We start from the raw sequence: 16,491 nt of genomic DNA, 5'->3' as shown, positions 1-16,491 counted from the left end.
GGCTGGTGTCGGTGTTGACGTGCTCGTGGCGCCTGTGCCTCCGCAAGCAACAAGCGTGGTGAAGAGTAACGCGGGCCAACCATGTCTCATCTGTTCTCCTTGTTTAAGCAAAACCCGTACGGTTCGGAGATGCGAACGAGCACACGCCCGATCAGTGCGAAGCCACTCGTCGCCTCGTTTTTTCGCCTGATTCTAATGGCCGTGATCGTGGGGGTGTTTTACGTTTTTCGCCAATAGCCGACATGTTTTCGAACTGTCTGGAAAGCGAAAGCTGGTGTTTGGAGAGCAAGAAGGGAAATAAACAAGCCTTGTAAAAACAGGACTTCAAGTTAGAGGACTTCAAGTTAGCCAGCAAGCCGGTCTCAAGCAAATGGCCGCCCCTCGCCGAAGGCTGCGGCGGCAAACCGCTCACCCATCAGCGCGTGCGTCGCACCATCCGGATGCAGGCCGTCGGGCAGCGGCAGGCGGGCATGGTCCTCGTCGCCGTACAGGACGCGCCCGTCAAGGTAATGGATGTTCGGGTCGCCGAAGCGCCGTTGCGTCTCGGCGCCGGCGTGGGGCTGGGCATGACGCTCGCGCGCCGCGCCGCCACTGGCATGCATTCTTCTGGAAAAAAGCCCGCCAAGACGCAGCGGGATTTTAATGAACTGCAAAATTAGGCTTTCGAAAGGAAACTCACTCCCCCTTCGATTTTCAACAGCTGGGGTAACGTGCTGATCCCACTAAAAATGTCAATCGCACAGCCGAAGTCATGCCATGTTCGATACTTTGCCGGGTCGTGATACTAGGCCGGCGCCGGCGCCGGATCGAGCAGCTGGCGCCGGCCCGGCCGGCCGTGCCAGTATCCCGCGTCCGGCATGGCCGGCTTCTTGTCCAGGATGACGGGCCAAACTGCCGCATAGTGGGCGTTGAGTGCGACGAACTCCTTCTGTTCCAGCGGCACGTTCGCTTCGAAAAAAATCGCGTCGACCGGACAGGCGCTCACGCACATCTCGCAGTCGATGCATTTTTCGGGATGAATGACGAGGAAGTTCGCTCCTTCGTGGAAGGCTTCCGCGGGGCAGACTTCCACGCAATCGGCATGTTTGCAGTTGATGCAGCTTTCGGTGACCACGTACGTCATTGCGTTGCCTCTTCAAGGTCAGGATGGTCGGGACGCCACCGCTTCGGGCTCGATATGCAGCGCGAGCAGGAAGCGCGACACCATGTTGTAGGTGGCGATCACGCCGACGAGTTCCACCACGTGCTGGTGGTTGCCCAGCGCGGCGATCGCCGCCGCGAACGTGGCGTCCGCAGTGCGCACGTCGCGCGTCATCTCGAACGTCAGCCGGACGACGGCGCGTTCGCTCGCATCGAACAGGGCCGGGTCCGGCATACCGTATTCGAGCCGCTGCAACGCGGCCAGTTGCTGGGCGGTGCCGCCGGCCTTCATGAACTCGGGGGCGTGATGGTGGAACTCGTAATCGGCGCCGTTCAGGACGGCCACCAGGCAGATGGCCAGTTCGCGCAGCCTGGGCGACAAGCCGAGGCCGGTCCTGACCTCGCCCAGGAAGGCGTTCCAGCCCCTCGCGAACGCCGGGCTTCGCAGCAGCATGCGGTCGAGGTTCAGCAGGCGTCCGCCGCGGCGGGCGAGGATGGCGTCGACGAGATCCTGTGGCGCATCCGGGCCGGGCACCGCATAGGGAATACGGGACATGGTGTCGTTCCTTTGCATTTCAGTGATGCGGTGGTCAATGGTCGCCTGCGCGCCGGTCGGCGATGGCCGCGTCGATAGCCTCGCCCAGCCGCAGGACGATGGCGTCGATGGCCGCGGCGTCGCAGATGAACGGGGGCGCCAGCAGTACATGGTCGCCGGCGCGGCCGTCGATCGTTCCGCCCATCGGGTACACCATCAGGCCGCGCTGCATGGCCGCCGACTTGATGTCGGCGTGGAGGCGCCGTCCCGGATCGAAGGGCAGCTTCGAGCCGCGGTCCGCCACCAGTTCGACGCCCCAGAACAAGCCGCGGCCACGGATGTCGCCGACATGGGGATGATCGCGGAAACGCGCGTGCAAGGCCTGCTCCAGCTGCGTCCCGCGGGCCTGCACGTTGTCGAGCAGGCGCTCCTCGCGGACCGTGCGCTGCACGGCCAGCGCGGCGGCACAAGCCAGCGGATGGCCTACATACGTGTGACCGTGCTGGAACATCCCCGAACCCTTGGCGAACGCGTCGTAGACATGCCTGGCCACGAACGTCGCGCCGATCGGCGCATATCCCCCGCCCAGGCCCTTCGCCACCGTCATCAGGTCGGGAGCCACGCCGTCCTGCGCGCAAGCATGCAGCGTGCCGGTACGTCCCATTCCGCACATGACTTCGTCGAGGATCAGCAGGATGCCGTGCTCGGTGCAGATGTCGCGGACCCGCGCCAGGTAGCCTGGCGCCGGCGGGACGGCGCCGAGGGTGGCGCCGACGACGGTTTCGGCGACGAATGCGATGACGTTGGCGGCACCCAGTTCGTGGATCTTCGCCTCCAGCTCGGCGGCGGCGCGCACGCCATATGCCTCGCCGGTCTCATGCGGGTGCCGGTAGCGGTATTCGTAGCAGGGATCGATGTAGTGATTCTCGACGAGGATGGGCGCGAACTGGGCACGCCGCCAGGCATTGCCCCCGACCCCGAGCGCCCCGAGCGTATTGCCGTGGTAGCTCTGGCGCCGCGAGATGAAGTAGCGGCGCTGGTGCTCGCCGCGCTCCACGAAATACTGGCGCGCCATCTTCAGCGCCGCCTCGACGGCCTCGGAGCCGCCCGACACCAGATACACATGCGACATCCCGGACGGCGCCTGGGCCAGCAATTCCTCGCCCAGCGCCTCGGCGACGTCGGTCGTGAAGAAGCTCGTGTGGGCGTAGGCCACCTGGTCCAGCTGCGCGTGCAGCGCGGCCAGCACCGCCGGATGCTGGTGGCCGAGGCAGGACACGGCCGCCCCGCCGCTGGCGTCGATATAGCGCCTGCCCGCCGCGTCGATCAGATGGATGCCCTCGCCGCCGACGGCGCGCGGATACGCGTGATGAATTTGCCGATGCAGTAAGCGCGTCATGTCAGGTTCCCGTGCTCAAGGTGCCGATATCCCCTGCGCCATCGCCGGCGGTCGCGGCGTGGGCCTGCGCCCGCGGCGCGGCAATCGGGATCACGCGGTGGGGCTCGTCTTCCTCGGTCTGGAAGAAGAACCGCTCCTCGCCGAAGGCCGGCACCAGGTCGTCCAGCCAGGTGGCTTCGGGATCGAACTTCGCGTAGAACGGTCGCCGCGCCCAGTCCGGATTGCGCGCCTGGAGGAATTGAAGGGCGAAGACCTTTTCGCCGCCGATCGTGACGATGCCGTCGATCGCCACCTTGCCGGGGAAGGCGCTCATCGACGGCCCGCGCACCGTGCGCGCCAGCCCCGACACCCGCTGGTAAGCGGCCTGGAAGGTCTCGTACGCCTTGGCCAGCGGCAGGCGGAAGTAGTGGCTCGGACCCGTATCGCGCTCCACGAACATGTAGTACGGGATGGCGCCCAGCCGCACGCCCGTGGTCCACAATTCCGCCCAGCCGGCCGGATCCTCGTTGATATGGCGGATCAGCGGCGCCTGCATGCGCAGCGTTGCGCCCGATCCGACGATCCGCTTGACGGCGCGTTGCGCGATCGCCGGACGTAGTTCGGCCGGGTGGTTGTAATGCCCCATGACGGACAGGTTCTTGCCGGCGTCGACCACCTTGCGGAACAGCTGGAGCAGTTCATCGGCATCCTTGTCCGTGACGAAGCGGTGCGGCCAGTACGAGACCGACTTCGTGCCGATACGGATATTCTGGATGTGCGCCAGCTCGGGCGCCAGCAGCGGCTCGAGGTAGCCGGCGAGCGCGCGGGTACTCATGATCAACGGGTCGCCGCCGGTGATGAGCACGTCCGTCACTTCGGGGTGCAGCTTCAGGTAGCTGACCAGTTCGTTCGATTCCTTCGCATCGAACTTGAGATCGTCCATGCCGACGAATTGCGGCCAGCGGAAGCAGAACGTGCAATACGCATGGCAGGTCTGGCCGGCGCTGGGGAAGAACAGCACCGTTTCCTTGTACTTGTGCTGCAGGCCGCGCAGCGGCACGCCGTCGATGGACGGCACGTTGTGCGTCATCTGGCCCGCCGGGTGCGGATTCATGCCAAGCCGCAGACGGCGCACCTCGCGTTCGATGGCGACTTCGTCCTGCTTGACCAGCACCAGGTCGCGCAGCAGCGCATAGTCCTCGGGCGCCAGCATGTCTTCGTGCGGGAACGTCAGTCGATAAATCGGATCGTCCGGCACGTTGTCCCAGTTGATCAGTTCATCCATCACATACTGGTTCGTGCGGAACGGCAGGACGCGGGATACCACCAGCACGGCTTCCTGCAAATGCGCGGGCATCGCCGCCCATTGCGGCGCCTGCTGGATCGTGAGTCGGGTGTAGGGCTTGAATCGGGGTGCGGCAACTTCGACTAGCATGTCTTCCTCCATGTCCCATTGATAATTTGCGATGGCACTGCGTACTGGCAGTGCAATGCTTTGATTGAACGCAAACATCAAAGCAGCTTCGCAATGCAAAAATTCGAAGTACGTAAGATTGGCTTGCAGCAGTGCTTAGTATTCGTTCAAAGACCCTGTGGCACAAACGATAAAAATGCGCGACATTGTGCGTTTGAGGAAACAACGTTGAGAAGAAAACTCCCGAGCATGGAAGCCCTGATCGCGTTCGAGTCGGCGGCGCGGCACCAGAGCTTTACCCGCAGTGCGGACGAACTGGCGCTGACGCCCAGCGCGATCGGGCGCCAGATCGCAACGCTGGAAGACTACGTGGGACTGCCCCTGTTCAACCGCGTCAGGCGGCGTGTCAGCCTGACCGAGGTCGGCGAGACGTATGCGAAACAGGTGCGCGACAACCTGGACAGGATCGAACGCGACACCCTCGCGGTCGCGACCCGGAGCGGCGCCGAGGGCATCCTCGAGCTCGCGGTGATTCCAACGTTCGCGACACGCTGGCTGATCCCGCGCTTGCCGCAGTTTTACGCGCAACACGGGCATATCACGCTCAACCTCACGACCCGCTCCGAACCGTTCCTGTTCACGGATACGCCGTTCAGCGCGGCCATCCACTTCGGCAATCCCGTATGGCCAGGTGCCATCACCCAGCATTTGTTTGGCGAAGAAATGGTTCCGGTATGCAGTCCGGAACTGCTGAACGGGTCAGGGTCCCTGGCGCCGCCGGCGCTGGCACGGCTGCCGCTTCTGCATCAATCGGCCCGCCCGGATGCCTGGCGCCAGTGGCTGGCCCAGGCGCGCGTGCACGATGTCGACTGCATGAGCGGCCAACGCTACGAATTATTTTCCATGCTGGTGGAGGCCGCGCGTGCAGGACTCGGGGTAGCGCTGGTGCCCCGCTTCTTCGTCCTGGCCGAGCTGGCAAGCAAAGAACTGATCGTGCCCAACGAGATGTCACTGCTCAACGACAAGGGCTACTACCTTGTCTATCCCGAATCGAAGGAGAACGCCCCTTCGCTTCAGCCGTTCAAGCAATGGCTGCTCAGCATAGCGCGTGAGTACCGCGCTTCGACGCGGTGTTGACGACTCCGGCATCGCACCGGGTCGCAAGCCGCATGGTCGCGACCGCGCCTTATCTCGTGAAGAAATAGAAAAGCCGTTGATCATCCAACCTGAACGATCAACGGCTCGCCAAATCTTACTTAGAAATTAGTTACGACGACTCTTCACTCCCACTCGGTCATAAATGGCTGGACTAAGCCCATGAATCGACTAGCATTTTTACGGCACGTGCGGCTTAGTACCATCCGGGATACCACGCGGAATTCATTGATACGCGACTGGCAATAACCGGCATCAGCCAATCGATATTCCCGATCGTGCTCGCCATCGCGCTCTGGGCCATTACGGACATGGTAACGTGAATGGGATCTGCCGACGGCCCGCGAACCCTGCATACGAGATGAGTTCGGTGCATGCCCGCCAGTCACGTGCCTGTCGGCCACAGTTGTACGCCGAGAGCCGCCCTGACGAGCATGCGAAACTCGGGGAGGTTCGTCCTGGCCGCGCTGCTCGCACAGCCACTACCTTTGCGAGGTAAACCATGCCGTGGTCAGGCATCCCACGAGGGCCCCGGCGATCACCGCGGAAATGGTATGCGCATTTAGCATGACCCGCGCATACATGGTCATCGCAACGATTACCGAGAGCAACAGTCCGAGCCAAAGGCTGTAGCGCCTGCCAATGAAATACACCGCGCACGACGCCATCGACGAATGTCCGGACGGCATGTTGATCGATCCGCCATTCGGCCGCTGGCCCAGCCGGGTGTGATCCACCCATCTGTCATCGAGAAAATGCTTCAATCCGTGCGTCAGGACGGTGGTCGACACGCCCACGTAAAGCAGCTGGACGAGCCCGACTTTATCGCCCAGCACGAGCGGCAATACGATCTGTACGGCGGTCGGGACGAAGCGCACATAGTTCTCGGTCAGCCTGACCTCCGTGGGAACGCTGGTGCCTGCCGGCAACACCGGATAGCTCGCCAACTTGCTCGGAAACGCCGCGCTCAGGACGATCCCGACGAGCAGGATGGCGACGAGCGCGAGCGGGCGCCGGACTTCGGTATAGGCGAGACGGAATATCGATCGGTCGTTCATGGCTGGGTGATAAATTGGAACAGGTCGTTTTCCGGGACATAGACTGCGCTGCGCAAGCCCATCGCTCCCATGACGCTGTGGAAGATGACGTCGTGGGAGGGCGGCTTGCGGAAACGCTGCGGCGTCTTCAGGGTGCCACCGCGCCGTACGAATTCGTCGGACGTCCATGCCAGCAGCGGGACCGTGTACTGCACCTCCGGTGCGATGGCCATCGGCACCCCGTGCAGGTACAGGCCGCCCTCCCCCAGCGATTCGCCGTGGTCGGACATGTAGAGCATCGCACTCGGCCTGGCCGTCGCCGACTTCAACAGCTGGATGACGCGGTGCAGGACCTCATCCGTGTACACGATCGTGTTGTCGTAGGCATTCACCAGTTCGCTGGGGCTGCATTTCTGCAGGTCGACGCTCTGGCAGGCCGGCTTGAACCGCTCGAATTCGGGCGGATATTTCTTGGCGTACTGCGGTCCGTGGCTCCCGCCCAGGTGCAGGACGACGAGGGTCTTGGTGTCGGGCTTCCCGTCGTGCAGAATCGCATCGAGGCCGTGCAGGAGCACTTCGTCGTAGTCGAGGCGCGCGCAATCCTGCGTGCACGCTTTCCGGATCTGGTCGGCGGTGTCGTAACGGCTCGTCTGAAGCGGCGGTTCGCCGAAATTATTCGTACGCCAGATCACCTCGACGCCGTGGCGATGGAGATAGCTCGGCAAGGGTTCGTCGTTGCCGGAGATTCCGTCCACACCGCGATGCGAAAGCATGCAGCGCAGCGACGCGGTCGTGTACGTCGCGCAGGCGTGCGCCCCCGGGTAGGCCAGCACGCCGTCCTGCCGCAACCGGGGGTTCGTTTCGCGGCCATAGCCGAACAGGGAAAAATTCTGCGCGCGCGCGGCCTCGCCGATCACGAGCACGAACACCATGCCGCCGGGCCGCCCGGCGGTGATCGGCGGCAGCGGCTCCACAACGCGATGGCGCTCCGCCTCCGACTTGTAGTACCGCGCCGCGTTGATCACATAGGACCACGGCAGTATCAGGCCGCCGAATGCCTTCGCGTTCTTGTCGATCCATAGCCAGCTCTGCGCATTCGCGTACAGCCAGGCGGAACCCAGCACCAGCGCGAGCACGAGCACCATGGCGCTGCGCACACGGTGCGCAGCGGCGACGCGCTGGCGCAGGATGAGCGCGGCCGGCACGAGCCCCAGGGCAATCACGTACAGGAGCAGCTTCGGATGCGCCAGTTCCGAAGCTTCCTTCACATTCGTGTTGACGATGTTTCCCACCATCGTCGCATCGATGACGATCTTGTATTGGACGATGAAATACAGGGCGGCGGCGTTACCGATGGCGAACACGGCGCACGCCAGTTTGAGAAGCCGGATCGAAACGAGGGCGCACAAGCCCAGCACCCCCAGCGAAATCGTCAGCTGGAATACGAACAGGGTGCCGATCGCCAGCGCGCTGCTCCAGTCGAAGCTTGCGCGGGTGGACGCCGCCAGGGCATACAACGGCCACTGGAACAACGCCGTGTTGGCGAGCGCCAGCGCAAGGATGAAGCGTACTGCGCCGGCTTCGCGGCTGCCCGTAGAAGGGCGGAGCCAGGTTGTCAACAAGCTTGTTCTCATGTCCGTGGATCGTCAGCTGGCCCATGACGCTCGCGCAGGGCAGCCGCTCATTATGGCCGACCGGACATGACAGCAATCCGACCTGGAGATTACAATTTTGTCAGGTCGCGCAGGATGACCCGTACGCTCAAGCCGGTCCGCTTCTCCACATCGGAACATCCACCTTCCGCGTTCAGTGTGCGGCGCGGGCCGCCCGTTGCCGGAACAACAGCAGGCTGGTCAGGATGAACCCAAACAGCACGGCCGACGCGGAATACCGGCTCAATGCCAGGCCGCCGTGGTCCAGGGGCTTGTCCAGGAAGTCGCCGACCACGGCCCCCAGCGGACGGGTCAGGATGAACGCGGCCCAGAACAGGATGGTGCGTGACACCTGGGTCCAGTAATACACGGCCGCGATCAGGGCGAGCGAGCCGCCGAACACGACGGCGGCGCCGGAATAGCCCATACCCGCGCTATCGGCGGTCCAATCGCCCAGTGCCGTGCCCAGGGTCTGCGAGAACATGATCGTGACCCAATAGAACGCTTCGGCCCTGGGCGAGCTCACGGTGCTCACCGACACGGAGCCGAGGCTGCGATGCCAGATGAAAAGCGAACCAGACAGCAAGAGCAGCAGCAAGGCCGAGCCGCCGGCGTAGCCGATGCCGAGCGAGCGATCGGCAAAGTCCGCCAGCGTCGTGCCGACCGTCGTGGTGGCGATGATGGTGACCCAGTACAGCAAGGGATGAAAGTGCCTGGCCTTGATCTGTGCAATGACAGCCGCCAGGAATACCACGGCGAAGATGGCCGTGCCGATCAGGTAGCCGAGGTTCATCGACATCGACACCGCGTCGCCGCCGGTTTCTCCCAGCGTGGTGGCGGCGATCTTGATGATCCAGAAGCCCAGCGTGACTTCGGGAACTTTAGCTAAATGATGTTCTTTGGTTTTTTCCATGTGGTCAATCCTCCTTGTCCTGGTCGGCATGACGGTCCAGACGAAACCGAGCCGAGACATAGCTTGTCAGCGACTCGTGCTCGCTTCCCCCTGTTTTTTTCCCGAGAGCCAGCCGATCAGGCCCGGCAGCAGCGAGACAGCGACGATGCCGAGGATCACCACGGTCAGGTGCTCGGAGACCCATGGCAGGTTACCGAATGCAACCCCGGCGCCGACCAGCGCGCCCACCCACAACAGGCCGCCCGCGATGTTGTAAGCCAGGAAAGTCTTGTAAGCCATATGCCCGAGCGCCGCCACGAAGGGGGCGAACGTGCGCACGACCGGTACGAAACGGGCCAGCACGATGGTCTTGCGCCCATGCCGGTCGAAGAAATCGTGGGTACGCTCCAGGTGCTCCGGCTTGATGAAGCGGATCCGCTGCTTGTCCAGCATCCGCGCGCGCAACTGGCCGCCGATCGCATAGTTCATGCTGTCGCCGAGGATGGCCGCCAGGGCCAGCAGCGGCACCAGGACGGGCAGGCCGAACGTGCCCTGGGCGGCCATCGCTCCCGCCACGAACAGCAGCGAGTCGCCCGGCAGGAAGGGCAGGATCACGACCCCGGTCTCGATGAAGATCACCGCGAACAGCACGACGTAGACCAGGACCGCGTGGCTGGACGCGAGCGCGGCAAGGTGGGTGTCGAGGTGCAGGATCCAGTCGATCAATGAGCTCATCATCCAGGCATTCGGATAGCGTATCGAAGCGACAGGATAGCGAACCGTGCCATGCGCACGCCGAACCTGACAAAAATGTAATCGCAGCGTCCGCATTCCGTCATTCGCGTGCGGCCACAATAACGCCTCCTCCAACTTTCTTCCCGTCATGGCTTCCGTACGCAAGAAGATGATCGTCGCGGCCGGTGCGCTGGCCATCGGCGCGGCCCTCGCGGCGGCGGCGCTGCACGGGCAGGCAGGCGCGACGAGCACACCGGCGCCCGCCAGGGAGCCCCTCGTGAGCGTGACCGCTGCGCGCGCCGTCGACATTCCGGTCGACCTGGCGGCGCAGGGCCACGTCGTGCCACTCGATTTCGTCGACGTCAGGCCGCAACTCAACGGCACGCTGCTGGCCGTCCATTTCCATGAAGGCGATGCGGTTGCCCGTGGCCAGCTGCTGTTCACGCTGGACGACAGCGATGCCCGCGCCGCACTCGCCAGGGCCGAGGCCCAGGTCGGCCTGGTGCAGGCCCAGCTGGCCGACGCGCGGCGCGAGCAGCAGCGGGCGCAGGCGCTGGCCGCCTCCAGGTTCATCGCCCCGAGCGCGGTCGATACCGCCGCCAGCAAGGTCGACGCCCTGGCGGCGCAACTGCGCGCGGCACAGGCCGAAGCCGCGGCCGCCCGCACCACCCTGTCGCGCACCCGGATCATGGCGCCGCTCGCGGGCCGCGCCGGCGCCGTGGTCGTGCATCCGGGCAGCCTGGTCCAGGCCGGAGCGCCCGCGCCGCTGGTCACGATCTCGCAGTTTTCGCCGGTCGGTGTCGACTTCAACCTGCCGGAACACGAACTGCCGGCCCTGCTGGCGGCGCGCGCGGCCGGTCCGGTGGCGGTGTCGGTCACCGACGCGGCCGGCGCCAGCGCCGAAGGCCGGCTGGCGTTCGTCGATAGTGCCATCGACCGCGGCAGCGCGACCATCGCCCTGAAGGCGAGCTTCCCGAATCCGAAGCAGATGCTGTGGCCCGGCGGCTTCGTGCGGGTGGTCGTGCATGCCGGGACGAGCCACGGCGCGGTGGTCCTGCCGCCGCAAGCGGTCCAGGAAGGTCCGGACGGACGCTTCGTCTACCTGGTCGGGGCCGACGGCAAGGTGGCGCCCCGGCCAGTGCGGCTGCTGCGCATCCAGGACGAACTGGCGGTGGTCGCCGGCGTCGAAGGGGGCGTGCGCGTCGTGCAGGAAGGCGGCCAGAACCTGCGGCCGGGCATGCGCGTGCGCATCGCCGCGCCGGAGACGCCATGAACCTGGCCCGCTTCTGCCTGCAACGGCCGATCGCCGTCCTGCTGCTGTGGCTGAGCGTCATCGTGGCCGGCTTCGCCTGCTGGCTGCAGTTGCCGGTGGCCGCCCTGCCGGTCTACGACATGCCCACCATCCAGGTCGGCGCGCGCCTGCCCGGCGCCAGTCCGGAAACGATGTCGACCTCGGTGGCGACGCCGCTCGAAAAGCAGTTCTCCGCCATCCCCGGCCTGCTCGCCACGACCTCGAGCAGCATCCAGGGCGAGACCCAGATCACCCTGGAATTCGACGCCAGCCGCAACATCGATGCCGCCGCCGCCGACGTGCAGGCCGCCCTGTTCCGCGCATCGCGCTCGCTGCCGGCCGAGATGACGACGCCGCCCTCCTACCGCAAGGTGAACCCGGCCGACGCGCCGATCCTCCTGATCGGCCTGAGCTCCCCTTCCCTGCGCCTGAGCGACCTGAATGCCTTTTCCGACAACCTGATGGTGCCCGCGCTCTCGACCCTGAGCGGGGTGGCGCAGGTCAACGTGTCGGGGCAGAGCGGCTATGCGGTGCGCGTCCAGGTCGATCCCGACCGCCTGAACGCGCTCGGCCTGGCGCTGCCGGACGTCGCCGCGGCGCTGAAGGCCGCCAATTCGAATGCGCCGTTGGGCCAGCTCGACACGCGCCGCCAGATGATGAGCATCCAGATGGCGACAGGACTGATGAAGGCCGCCGACTTCGCCCGCGTCGTCGTCGCCACCGTAGACGGGCGCCCGGTGCGGCTGAGCGACGTGGCGCAGGTGCTGGACAGCGTCGAGAACAACCAGAATACCAGCGGCATCAATGGCGCCAGTTCGATCCTGCTGCAGATCCAGCGCCAGCCTGGTGCGAACACGGTGGCGACCGTCGACGCGATCCGCGCCGCCCTGCCGAAGCTGGTCGCCCAGCTTCCCGGTTCGGTCAAGGTGACGGTGCTGAACGACCGCTCGATATCGATTCGCGATGCGGTGCATGACGTCAACCTGACGATGCTGCTGACGATCGCGCTCGTCGTACTCGTGATCCTGCTGTTCCTGCGGCGCCTGGCGGCCACGCTGATCCCATCGATCAGCCTGCCGGTGTCGCTGATCGGCACCTTCGGCCTGATGTTCGCGTTCGGCATGAGCCTGAATAACATCTCCCTGATAGGTCTCACCATCGCGGTCGGACTGGTGGTGGACGACGCCATCGTCGTCCTCGAAAACATCATGCGCCACGTCGAGGATGGGATGGCGCCCCACGAGGCCGCCATCAAGGGCACCGGCGAAGTGGCGTTCACGGTGGTGTCGATCTCGGTGTCGCTGGTGGCGGTGTTCATCCCGGTGCTGTTCATGCCGGGCACGATCGGCCTGTTGTTCCACGAGTTCGCGCTGGTGGTGGCGCTGGCGGTGCTGGTGTCGGCGGCGGCCTCGCTGACCCTGATCCCCCTGCTGGTGCCGATGTTCATGGCGCACGACGCGCATGCGCCGTGGCCGGCGCCGGCCTGGAGCGCCGCCTTCGAACGCGGCTTCGCGCGCCTGCTGGCGCTGTACGGCCGCGCCCTCGACCTGGCGCTGGCGCGCCGCGCCGCCGTCCTGCTGGCGGCACTGGCCACCTGCCTCCTGACCGCCTGGCTGTACCTGGCGGCGCCGAAAAGCTTCTTCCCGCAGGAAGACACCGGCCAGGTGACGGTCAACGTCGACGCCCCGCAGGACATGTCGTACGAAGGTCGCCTCGCGGTGCTCAAGCGGATCGAAGCGGTGTTGATGAAGGACCCCGGCGTCAGCGACGTCGCCTCGAAGGTCGACCACGACACCACCAATCTCTATCTCACCCTGAAGCCCCGCGGCGCGCGCCCACCGCTGGCCGAAGTGCTCAGGCAGCTGCGCGCGGAGACCGCCTTCCTGCCGAACGTCAAGGTGTTCTTCAGCCCGGTGCAGAACCTCCGGATCGGCGGACGTGGCTCGAAAAGCACCTACCAGTACACGCTGCAGGCCGTCAGTCCCGCCTCGATCGAGACCTGGGCCGCCCGCCTCGTCGAGGAGCTGGGCAGGTCGCCGGTGTTCGTCGGCCTGGCCACCGACTCCCAGCGCGACGGCCTGGAAGCGCGCCTCGAGGTCGACCGCGACAAGGCCGCGCAGCTCGGCGTCGACCTGGCCACCGTGCGCGCGACCGTGTATGCGGCGTTCGGCACGCGCCAGGTGTCGACCATCTATGCGCCCGAGGACAGTTACCAGGTCATCATGGAGCTGGAAGACCGCTTCCGGCGCGACGAAACGAGCCTGGAAAAAATCCACGTCCGCAGCAGCCAGGGCGCCCTGGTTCCGCTGAGCGCGTTCGCACGGGTCGGACGCGGCCCCGGCACGATGGCGGTCAACCACCAGGGCCAGTTGCCGGCGGTGACCATCACATTCGACCTGGCACCCGGCAAGTCGCTGTCCGACGCCGGCGCCGCCATCGACGCGGCGCGCCACGCGATCGCGCTGCCGGCGACCGTCTTCGGCGCCTTCGCCGGGCAGGCTGCGCTGTTCCAGCAATCGCAAAGCAGCCAATTGTGGCTGATCGCGATCGCCGTCGCCGTCATCTACGTCATCCTCGGCATGCTGTACGAAAGCTGGATCCATCCGGTGACGATTTTGCTGGGCATCCCGTCGGCCGCGGTGGGCGCCCTGCTGGCCCTGCGCATGACCGGCCTCGACCTGAGCTTCGTCGCCATGATCGGGATCCTGCTGCTGGTCGGGGTGGTCAAGAAAAACGCGATCATGATCATCGACTTCGCGCTCGACGCCCAGCGCCGCCTGGGGCTGGCGCCGGACGCCGCGGTGCGCCAGGCCTGCCTGCTGCGCTTCCGCCCGATCATGATGACCACACTGTGCGCTATCATGGGGGCCCTGCCGATCGCTTTGGGCCTGGGCAGCGGCGCCGAACTGCGCCAGCCGCTTGGCGTCGCGATCGTCGGTGGCCTGTTGCTGTCGCAGCTGATCACCCTGTTCATCACGCCGGTGCTGTATGTGTGGTTCGACCGGCTCGCCGCACCGCGCCGCACGTCTCCGCGGCGTGTCGCTGCGCCGATTGAGGCGACGGTGGAATGAGCCCGCGCCAGGGATAATAAACGGTTTGAAAGCGATCGAGAACGTGACCAAGATTCTGCTGGTGGAAGACCAGCCTACCGCCGCCGCCTACCTGTCCAAGGGCCTCAAGGAAGAAGGCATGGTGGTCGACGTCGCCCACGACGGGCCCGATGGCCTGCACCTGCTGCTGACCGTGCAATACGATCTGGCGATCCTGGACGTCATGCTGCCGGGCCTCGACGGCTGGACCATCCTGGAAACCGCACGCCGTGCGCAGCGCCAGACGCCGGTGCTGTTCGTCACTGCGCGCGATGCCATCGACGACCGCGTCCGCGGCCTCGAACTGGGGGCCGAGGACTATCTGGTCAAGCCGTTCGCGTTCAGCGAGCTGCTGGCAAGGGTGCGCGTTATCCTGCGCCGCAATGAGCGTTCGCCCGCGACGAGTGAGCCAACCGTGTTCGAACTGGGTGATCTCAGGGTCGACCTGCTCAAGCATCGGGCCACACGTGGCACCGACCGGCTCGAACTGACTCCCAAGGAATTCGCGCTACTGTCGCTGTTGGTTCGACGCAGTGGCGAAGTACAGTCGCGCACCGTGATCGCCGACCTGGTCTGGGACATGAATTTCGAGTCCGACACGAACATCGTCGAGGTGGCGATCCGGCGCCTGCGCACGAAGCTGGACGACCCCTATTCCGTCAAGCTCCTGCATACGGTACGCGGTGTCGGCTATGTTCTCGAAGTCCGCAATTAAGCTGTTCGATGCCGGGCGCTGGTCGCTGACGGCGCGCCTGAGCCTGTTCTTCGGCACGGCGACCGCAGTGATCGTGATCGGCGTCTCGGTCATGATGTATTCCGAGCTGGTGGAGCAGCTGCGCGACAAGGAGGAAACCGAGCTGCGCGACGACCTCCAGATCCAGCGCGACGTGCTCGAACACCTGGCGCGCAGGCAGGTCCCCAGCCAATGGCAGCACGAGTGGGGTGAATACCAGGAGGATTACCAGAAATTTGCCTGGCAACTGGTGGCGCCGGACCGACTTGTCCTGGCTGCATCATCGAACACGGCGCTATTTGGCGCCGCGCTCGCGCATGCCGGTATGCGGTCGGGCTTCGTGAGGTGGGCCGACCGGTCGCGCCAGCCGGTGCGTTATTACCTTGTACTCGACGTTGCGGCGGATCTGCCCGGCCGCGAAGCGGCGAAATTGCGGGGTCCTTCACTCGGTCCTCGCGGCACGCTCCTGCGCGGCGTGCTGGATGTCTCGCAGGATCAGCACGTGCTGAGCGCCTACCGCGCCAAGCTGGCAGGTGTGATCGCCCTGGCAATCGTACTGTCCGCAGGCGCCGGCTGGCTGCTCGCCCGGCGTGGCTTGGCTCCGGTGCGGGCAATCAGCCGGGAAATCGGCCGCATCAACGCCGAGAAACTGCATGCCCGTATGGCGAGCGAGGCCTGGCCATCCGACCTGGGAGTGTTGGCCAGCGCCTTCGACGACATGCTGGCCCGACTGGAGCAGTCGTTCGAACAGCTGACCCGCTTTTCCTCCGACCTCGCGCACGAGTTCCGGTCGCCGATCAACAACCTGGTCGCCGCTGCCAGCGTCACGCTGGCGCGCGCGCGCGCGCCGGCAGAATACCAGAACACCCTCGGCATCGTGGTCGAGGAAGGCCAGCGGCTCTCGCGCATGGTGTCGAGCATGCTGTTCCTCGCGCGCGCCGACAACGCCGGTCAGCACCTGCACCTGGAACGGGTGGCGCTGGCCGTCGAATTTCGCAAGCTGGCCGACTTCTACGACATCGCGGCGGAAGAACAGGGCATCACCTTGGCGATCCACGGCGAGGCCGAACTGGATGCCGACCCCGTACTGCTGCGCCGCGCCCTGTCGAACCTGCTGACCAATGCCTTGCGCTACACCCCCCGTGGCGGCACGGTGAGGCTGTCGGCCGCTTGGGAGCACGACGCTGTCGTGATCGCGGTCAGCGACGACGGCGACGGTATCGCCGCCGAACACCTGCCCTTTCTATTCGACCGCTTCTACCGTGCCGACGCCGCACGCAGTTCGGCCGACAGCACGGGTCTGGGCCTGGCGGTGGTGCGCTCGATCGCCGAACTTCATGGCGGGACAGCCGAGGTCATTAGCACACCCGGCAAAGGCAGTACGTTTACGCTGCGTTTGCCGGCCAGGCAGACCATGCGCAATGAATTGTCATGAGTTCG

The 16,491-nt window shown here is 65.3% G+C and carries 14 protein-coding genes; 5 read left to right on the top strand and 9 right to left on the bottom strand.

Annotated elements, in window-relative coordinates; genetic code table 11:
* Positions 1-362: 362 nt before the first annotated feature.
* The 5 genes from ACL58G_RS17015 to ACL58G_RS16995 form a co-directional block, all read right to left on the bottom strand.
* A complete protein-coding gene (locus ACL58G_RS17015) occupies positions 363-653 on the bottom strand; it encodes a hypothetical protein (RefSeq protein WP_413385602.1) in 291 nt (96 codons plus the stop codon).
* 131 nt (positions 654-784) lie between these two features.
* A complete protein-coding gene (fdxA, locus tag ACL58G_RS17010) occupies positions 785-1,123 on the bottom strand; it encodes a ferredoxin FdxA (RefSeq protein ID WP_413338179.1) in 339 nt (112 codons plus the stop codon).
* A gap of 18 nt (positions 1,124-1,141) precedes the next feature.
* Positions 1,142-1,696, bottom strand: a complete 555-nt coding sequence (locus ACL58G_RS17005) for a carboxymuconolactone decarboxylase family protein (protein WP_440962539.1) — start codon at positions 1,694-1,696, stop codon at positions 1,142-1,144.
* Positions 1,697-1,730: 34 nt separating this feature from the next.
* A complete protein-coding gene (locus tag ACL58G_RS17000) occupies positions 1,731-3,074 on the bottom strand; it encodes an aspartate aminotransferase family protein (RefSeq protein ID WP_440962538.1) in 1,344 nt (447 codons plus the stop codon).
* A gap of 1 nt (position 3,075) precedes the next feature.
* Complete coding sequence (locus ACL58G_RS16995) at positions 3,076-4,488, bottom strand: KamA family radical SAM protein (RefSeq protein ID WP_440962537.1); 1,413 nt, start codon at positions 4,486-4,488, stop codon at positions 3,076-3,078.
* Positions 4,489-4,716: 228 nt separating this feature from the next.
* On the opposite strand from ACL58G_RS16995, the gene ACL58G_RS16990 reads away from it, so the two are divergent.
* A complete protein-coding gene (locus ACL58G_RS16990) occupies positions 4,717-5,604 on the top strand; it encodes a LysR family transcriptional regulator (protein WP_413385597.1) in 888 nt (295 codons plus the stop codon).
* A 500-nt stretch (positions 5,605-6,104) separates the two neighbouring features.
* Here ACL58G_RS16990 and ACL58G_RS16985 read toward each other — a convergent pair whose 3' ends face one another.
* The 4 genes from ACL58G_RS16985 to ACL58G_RS16970 all read right to left on the bottom strand — a co-directional run bounded on the left by ACL58G_RS16985 (position 6,105) and on the right by ACL58G_RS16970 (position 9,941).
* Entirely contained in the window at positions 6,105-6,680 is a 576-nt protein-coding gene (locus ACL58G_RS16985; protein WP_413385596.1) for a phosphatase PAP2 family protein, read from the bottom strand.
* Positions 6,677-8,278 carry a phosphoethanolamine--lipid A transferase EptA gene (eptA, locus tag ACL58G_RS16980; RefSeq protein ID WP_440962536.1) on the bottom strand — a complete coding sequence of 534 codons (1,602 nt, stop codon included), beginning with the start codon at positions 8,276-8,278 and terminating at the stop codon, positions 6,677-6,679. The genes ACL58G_RS16985 and eptA overlap by 4 nt, the downstream gene beginning before the upstream one ends.
* 187 nt (positions 8,279-8,465) lie before the next feature.
* Positions 8,466-9,224 (bottom strand): COG4705 family protein, encoded by a 759-nt coding sequence (locus ACL58G_RS16975; protein ID WP_440962535.1) that lies wholly within the window; start codon positions 9,222-9,224, stop codon positions 8,466-8,468.
* A gap of 66 nt (positions 9,225-9,290) precedes the next feature.
* Positions 9,291-9,941 (bottom strand): VTT domain-containing protein, encoded by a 651-nt coding sequence (locus tag ACL58G_RS16970; protein WP_440962534.1) that lies wholly within the window; start codon positions 9,939-9,941, stop codon positions 9,291-9,293.
* 145 nt (positions 9,942-10,086) lie between these two features.
* Here ACL58G_RS16970 and ACL58G_RS16965 point away from each other — a divergent pair, with 145 nt between their 5' ends.
* The 4 genes from ACL58G_RS16965 to ACL58G_RS16950 are packed head-to-tail and all read left to right on the top strand — an operon-like array spanning position 10,087 to position 16,486.
* Positions 10,087-11,211 carry an efflux RND transporter periplasmic adaptor subunit gene (locus ACL58G_RS16965; protein ID WP_413385592.1) on the top strand — a complete coding sequence of 375 codons (1,125 nt, stop codon included), beginning with the start codon at positions 10,087-10,089 and terminating at the stop codon, positions 11,209-11,211.
* A complete protein-coding gene (locus ACL58G_RS16960) occupies positions 11,208-14,300 on the top strand; it encodes an efflux RND transporter permease subunit (RefSeq protein WP_440962533.1) in 3,093 nt (1,030 codons plus the stop codon). Before ACL58G_RS16965 ends, ACL58G_RS16960 begins: the two co-directional genes overlap by 4 nt.
* Positions 14,301-14,325: 25 nt before the next feature.
* A complete protein-coding gene (locus ACL58G_RS16955; RefSeq protein ID WP_440962532.1) occupies positions 14,326-15,033 on the top strand; it encodes a heavy metal response regulator transcription factor in 708 nt (235 codons plus the stop codon).
* Positions 15,011-16,486, top strand: coding sequence for a heavy metal sensor histidine kinase (locus tag ACL58G_RS16950; protein WP_413385589.1), 1,476 nt, complete (start codon positions 15,011-15,013; stop codon positions 16,484-16,486). Before ACL58G_RS16955 ends, ACL58G_RS16950 begins: the two co-directional genes overlap by 23 nt.
* Positions 16,487-16,491 lie beyond the last annotated feature (5 nt).

The organism is Massilia sp. GER05 (assembly GCF_052056005.1).
In the GTDB taxonomy this organism is placed as follows: Bacteria; Pseudomonadota; Gammaproteobacteria; order Burkholderiales; family Burkholderiaceae_D; genus Telluria; species Telluria orientalis.
The sequence above is the reverse complement of the archived record's forward strand: the minus strand, read 5'-3'. Positions and strand labels throughout refer to the sequence as shown.

Excerpts from the sequence above, each read along its gene's own strand:
- ACL58G_RS17005 (WP_440962539.1), bottom strand. The coding sequence starts at position 1,696 with ATGTCCCGTATTCCCTATGCGGTGCCCGGCCCGGATGCGCCACAGGAT.
- ACL58G_RS16990 (WP_413385597.1), top strand. The coding sequence starts at position 4,717 with ATGGAAGCCCTGATCGCGTTCGAGTCGGCGGCGCGGCACCAGAGCTTT.
- ACL58G_RS16960 (WP_440962533.1), top strand. The coding sequence starts at position 11,208 with ATGAACCTGGCCCGCTTCTGCCTGCAACGGCCGATCGCCGTCCTGCTG.
- ACL58G_RS17000 (WP_440962538.1), bottom strand. The coding sequence starts at position 3,074 with ATGACGCGCTTACTGCATCGGCAAATTCATCACGCGTATCCGCGCGCC.
- ACL58G_RS16995 (WP_440962537.1), bottom strand. The coding sequence starts at position 4,488 with ATGCTAGTCGAAGTTGCCGCACCCCGATTCAAGCCCTACACCCGACTC.
- ACL58G_RS16985 (WP_413385596.1), bottom strand. The coding sequence starts at position 6,680 with ATGAACGACCGATCGATATTCCGTCTCGCCTATACCGAAGTCCGGCGC.
- ACL58G_RS16970 (WP_440962534.1), bottom strand. The coding sequence starts at position 9,941 with ATGATGAGCTCATTGATCGACTGGATCCTGCACCTCGACACCCACCTT.
- ACL58G_RS16965 (WP_413385592.1), top strand. The coding sequence starts at position 10,087 with ATGGCTTCCGTACGCAAGAAGATGATCGTCGCGGCCGGTGCGCTGGCC.
- ACL58G_RS16950 (WP_413385589.1), top strand. The coding sequence starts at position 15,011 with ATGTTCTCGAAGTCCGCAATTAAGCTGTTCGATGCCGGGCGCTGGTCG.
- ACL58G_RS16975 (WP_440962535.1), bottom strand. The coding sequence starts at position 9,224 with ATGGAAAAAACCAAAGAACATCATTTAGCTAAAGTTCCCGAAGTCACG.
- fdxA (WP_413338179.1), bottom strand. The coding sequence starts at position 1,123 with ATGACGTACGTGGTCACCGAAAGCTGCATCAACTGCAAACATGCCGAT.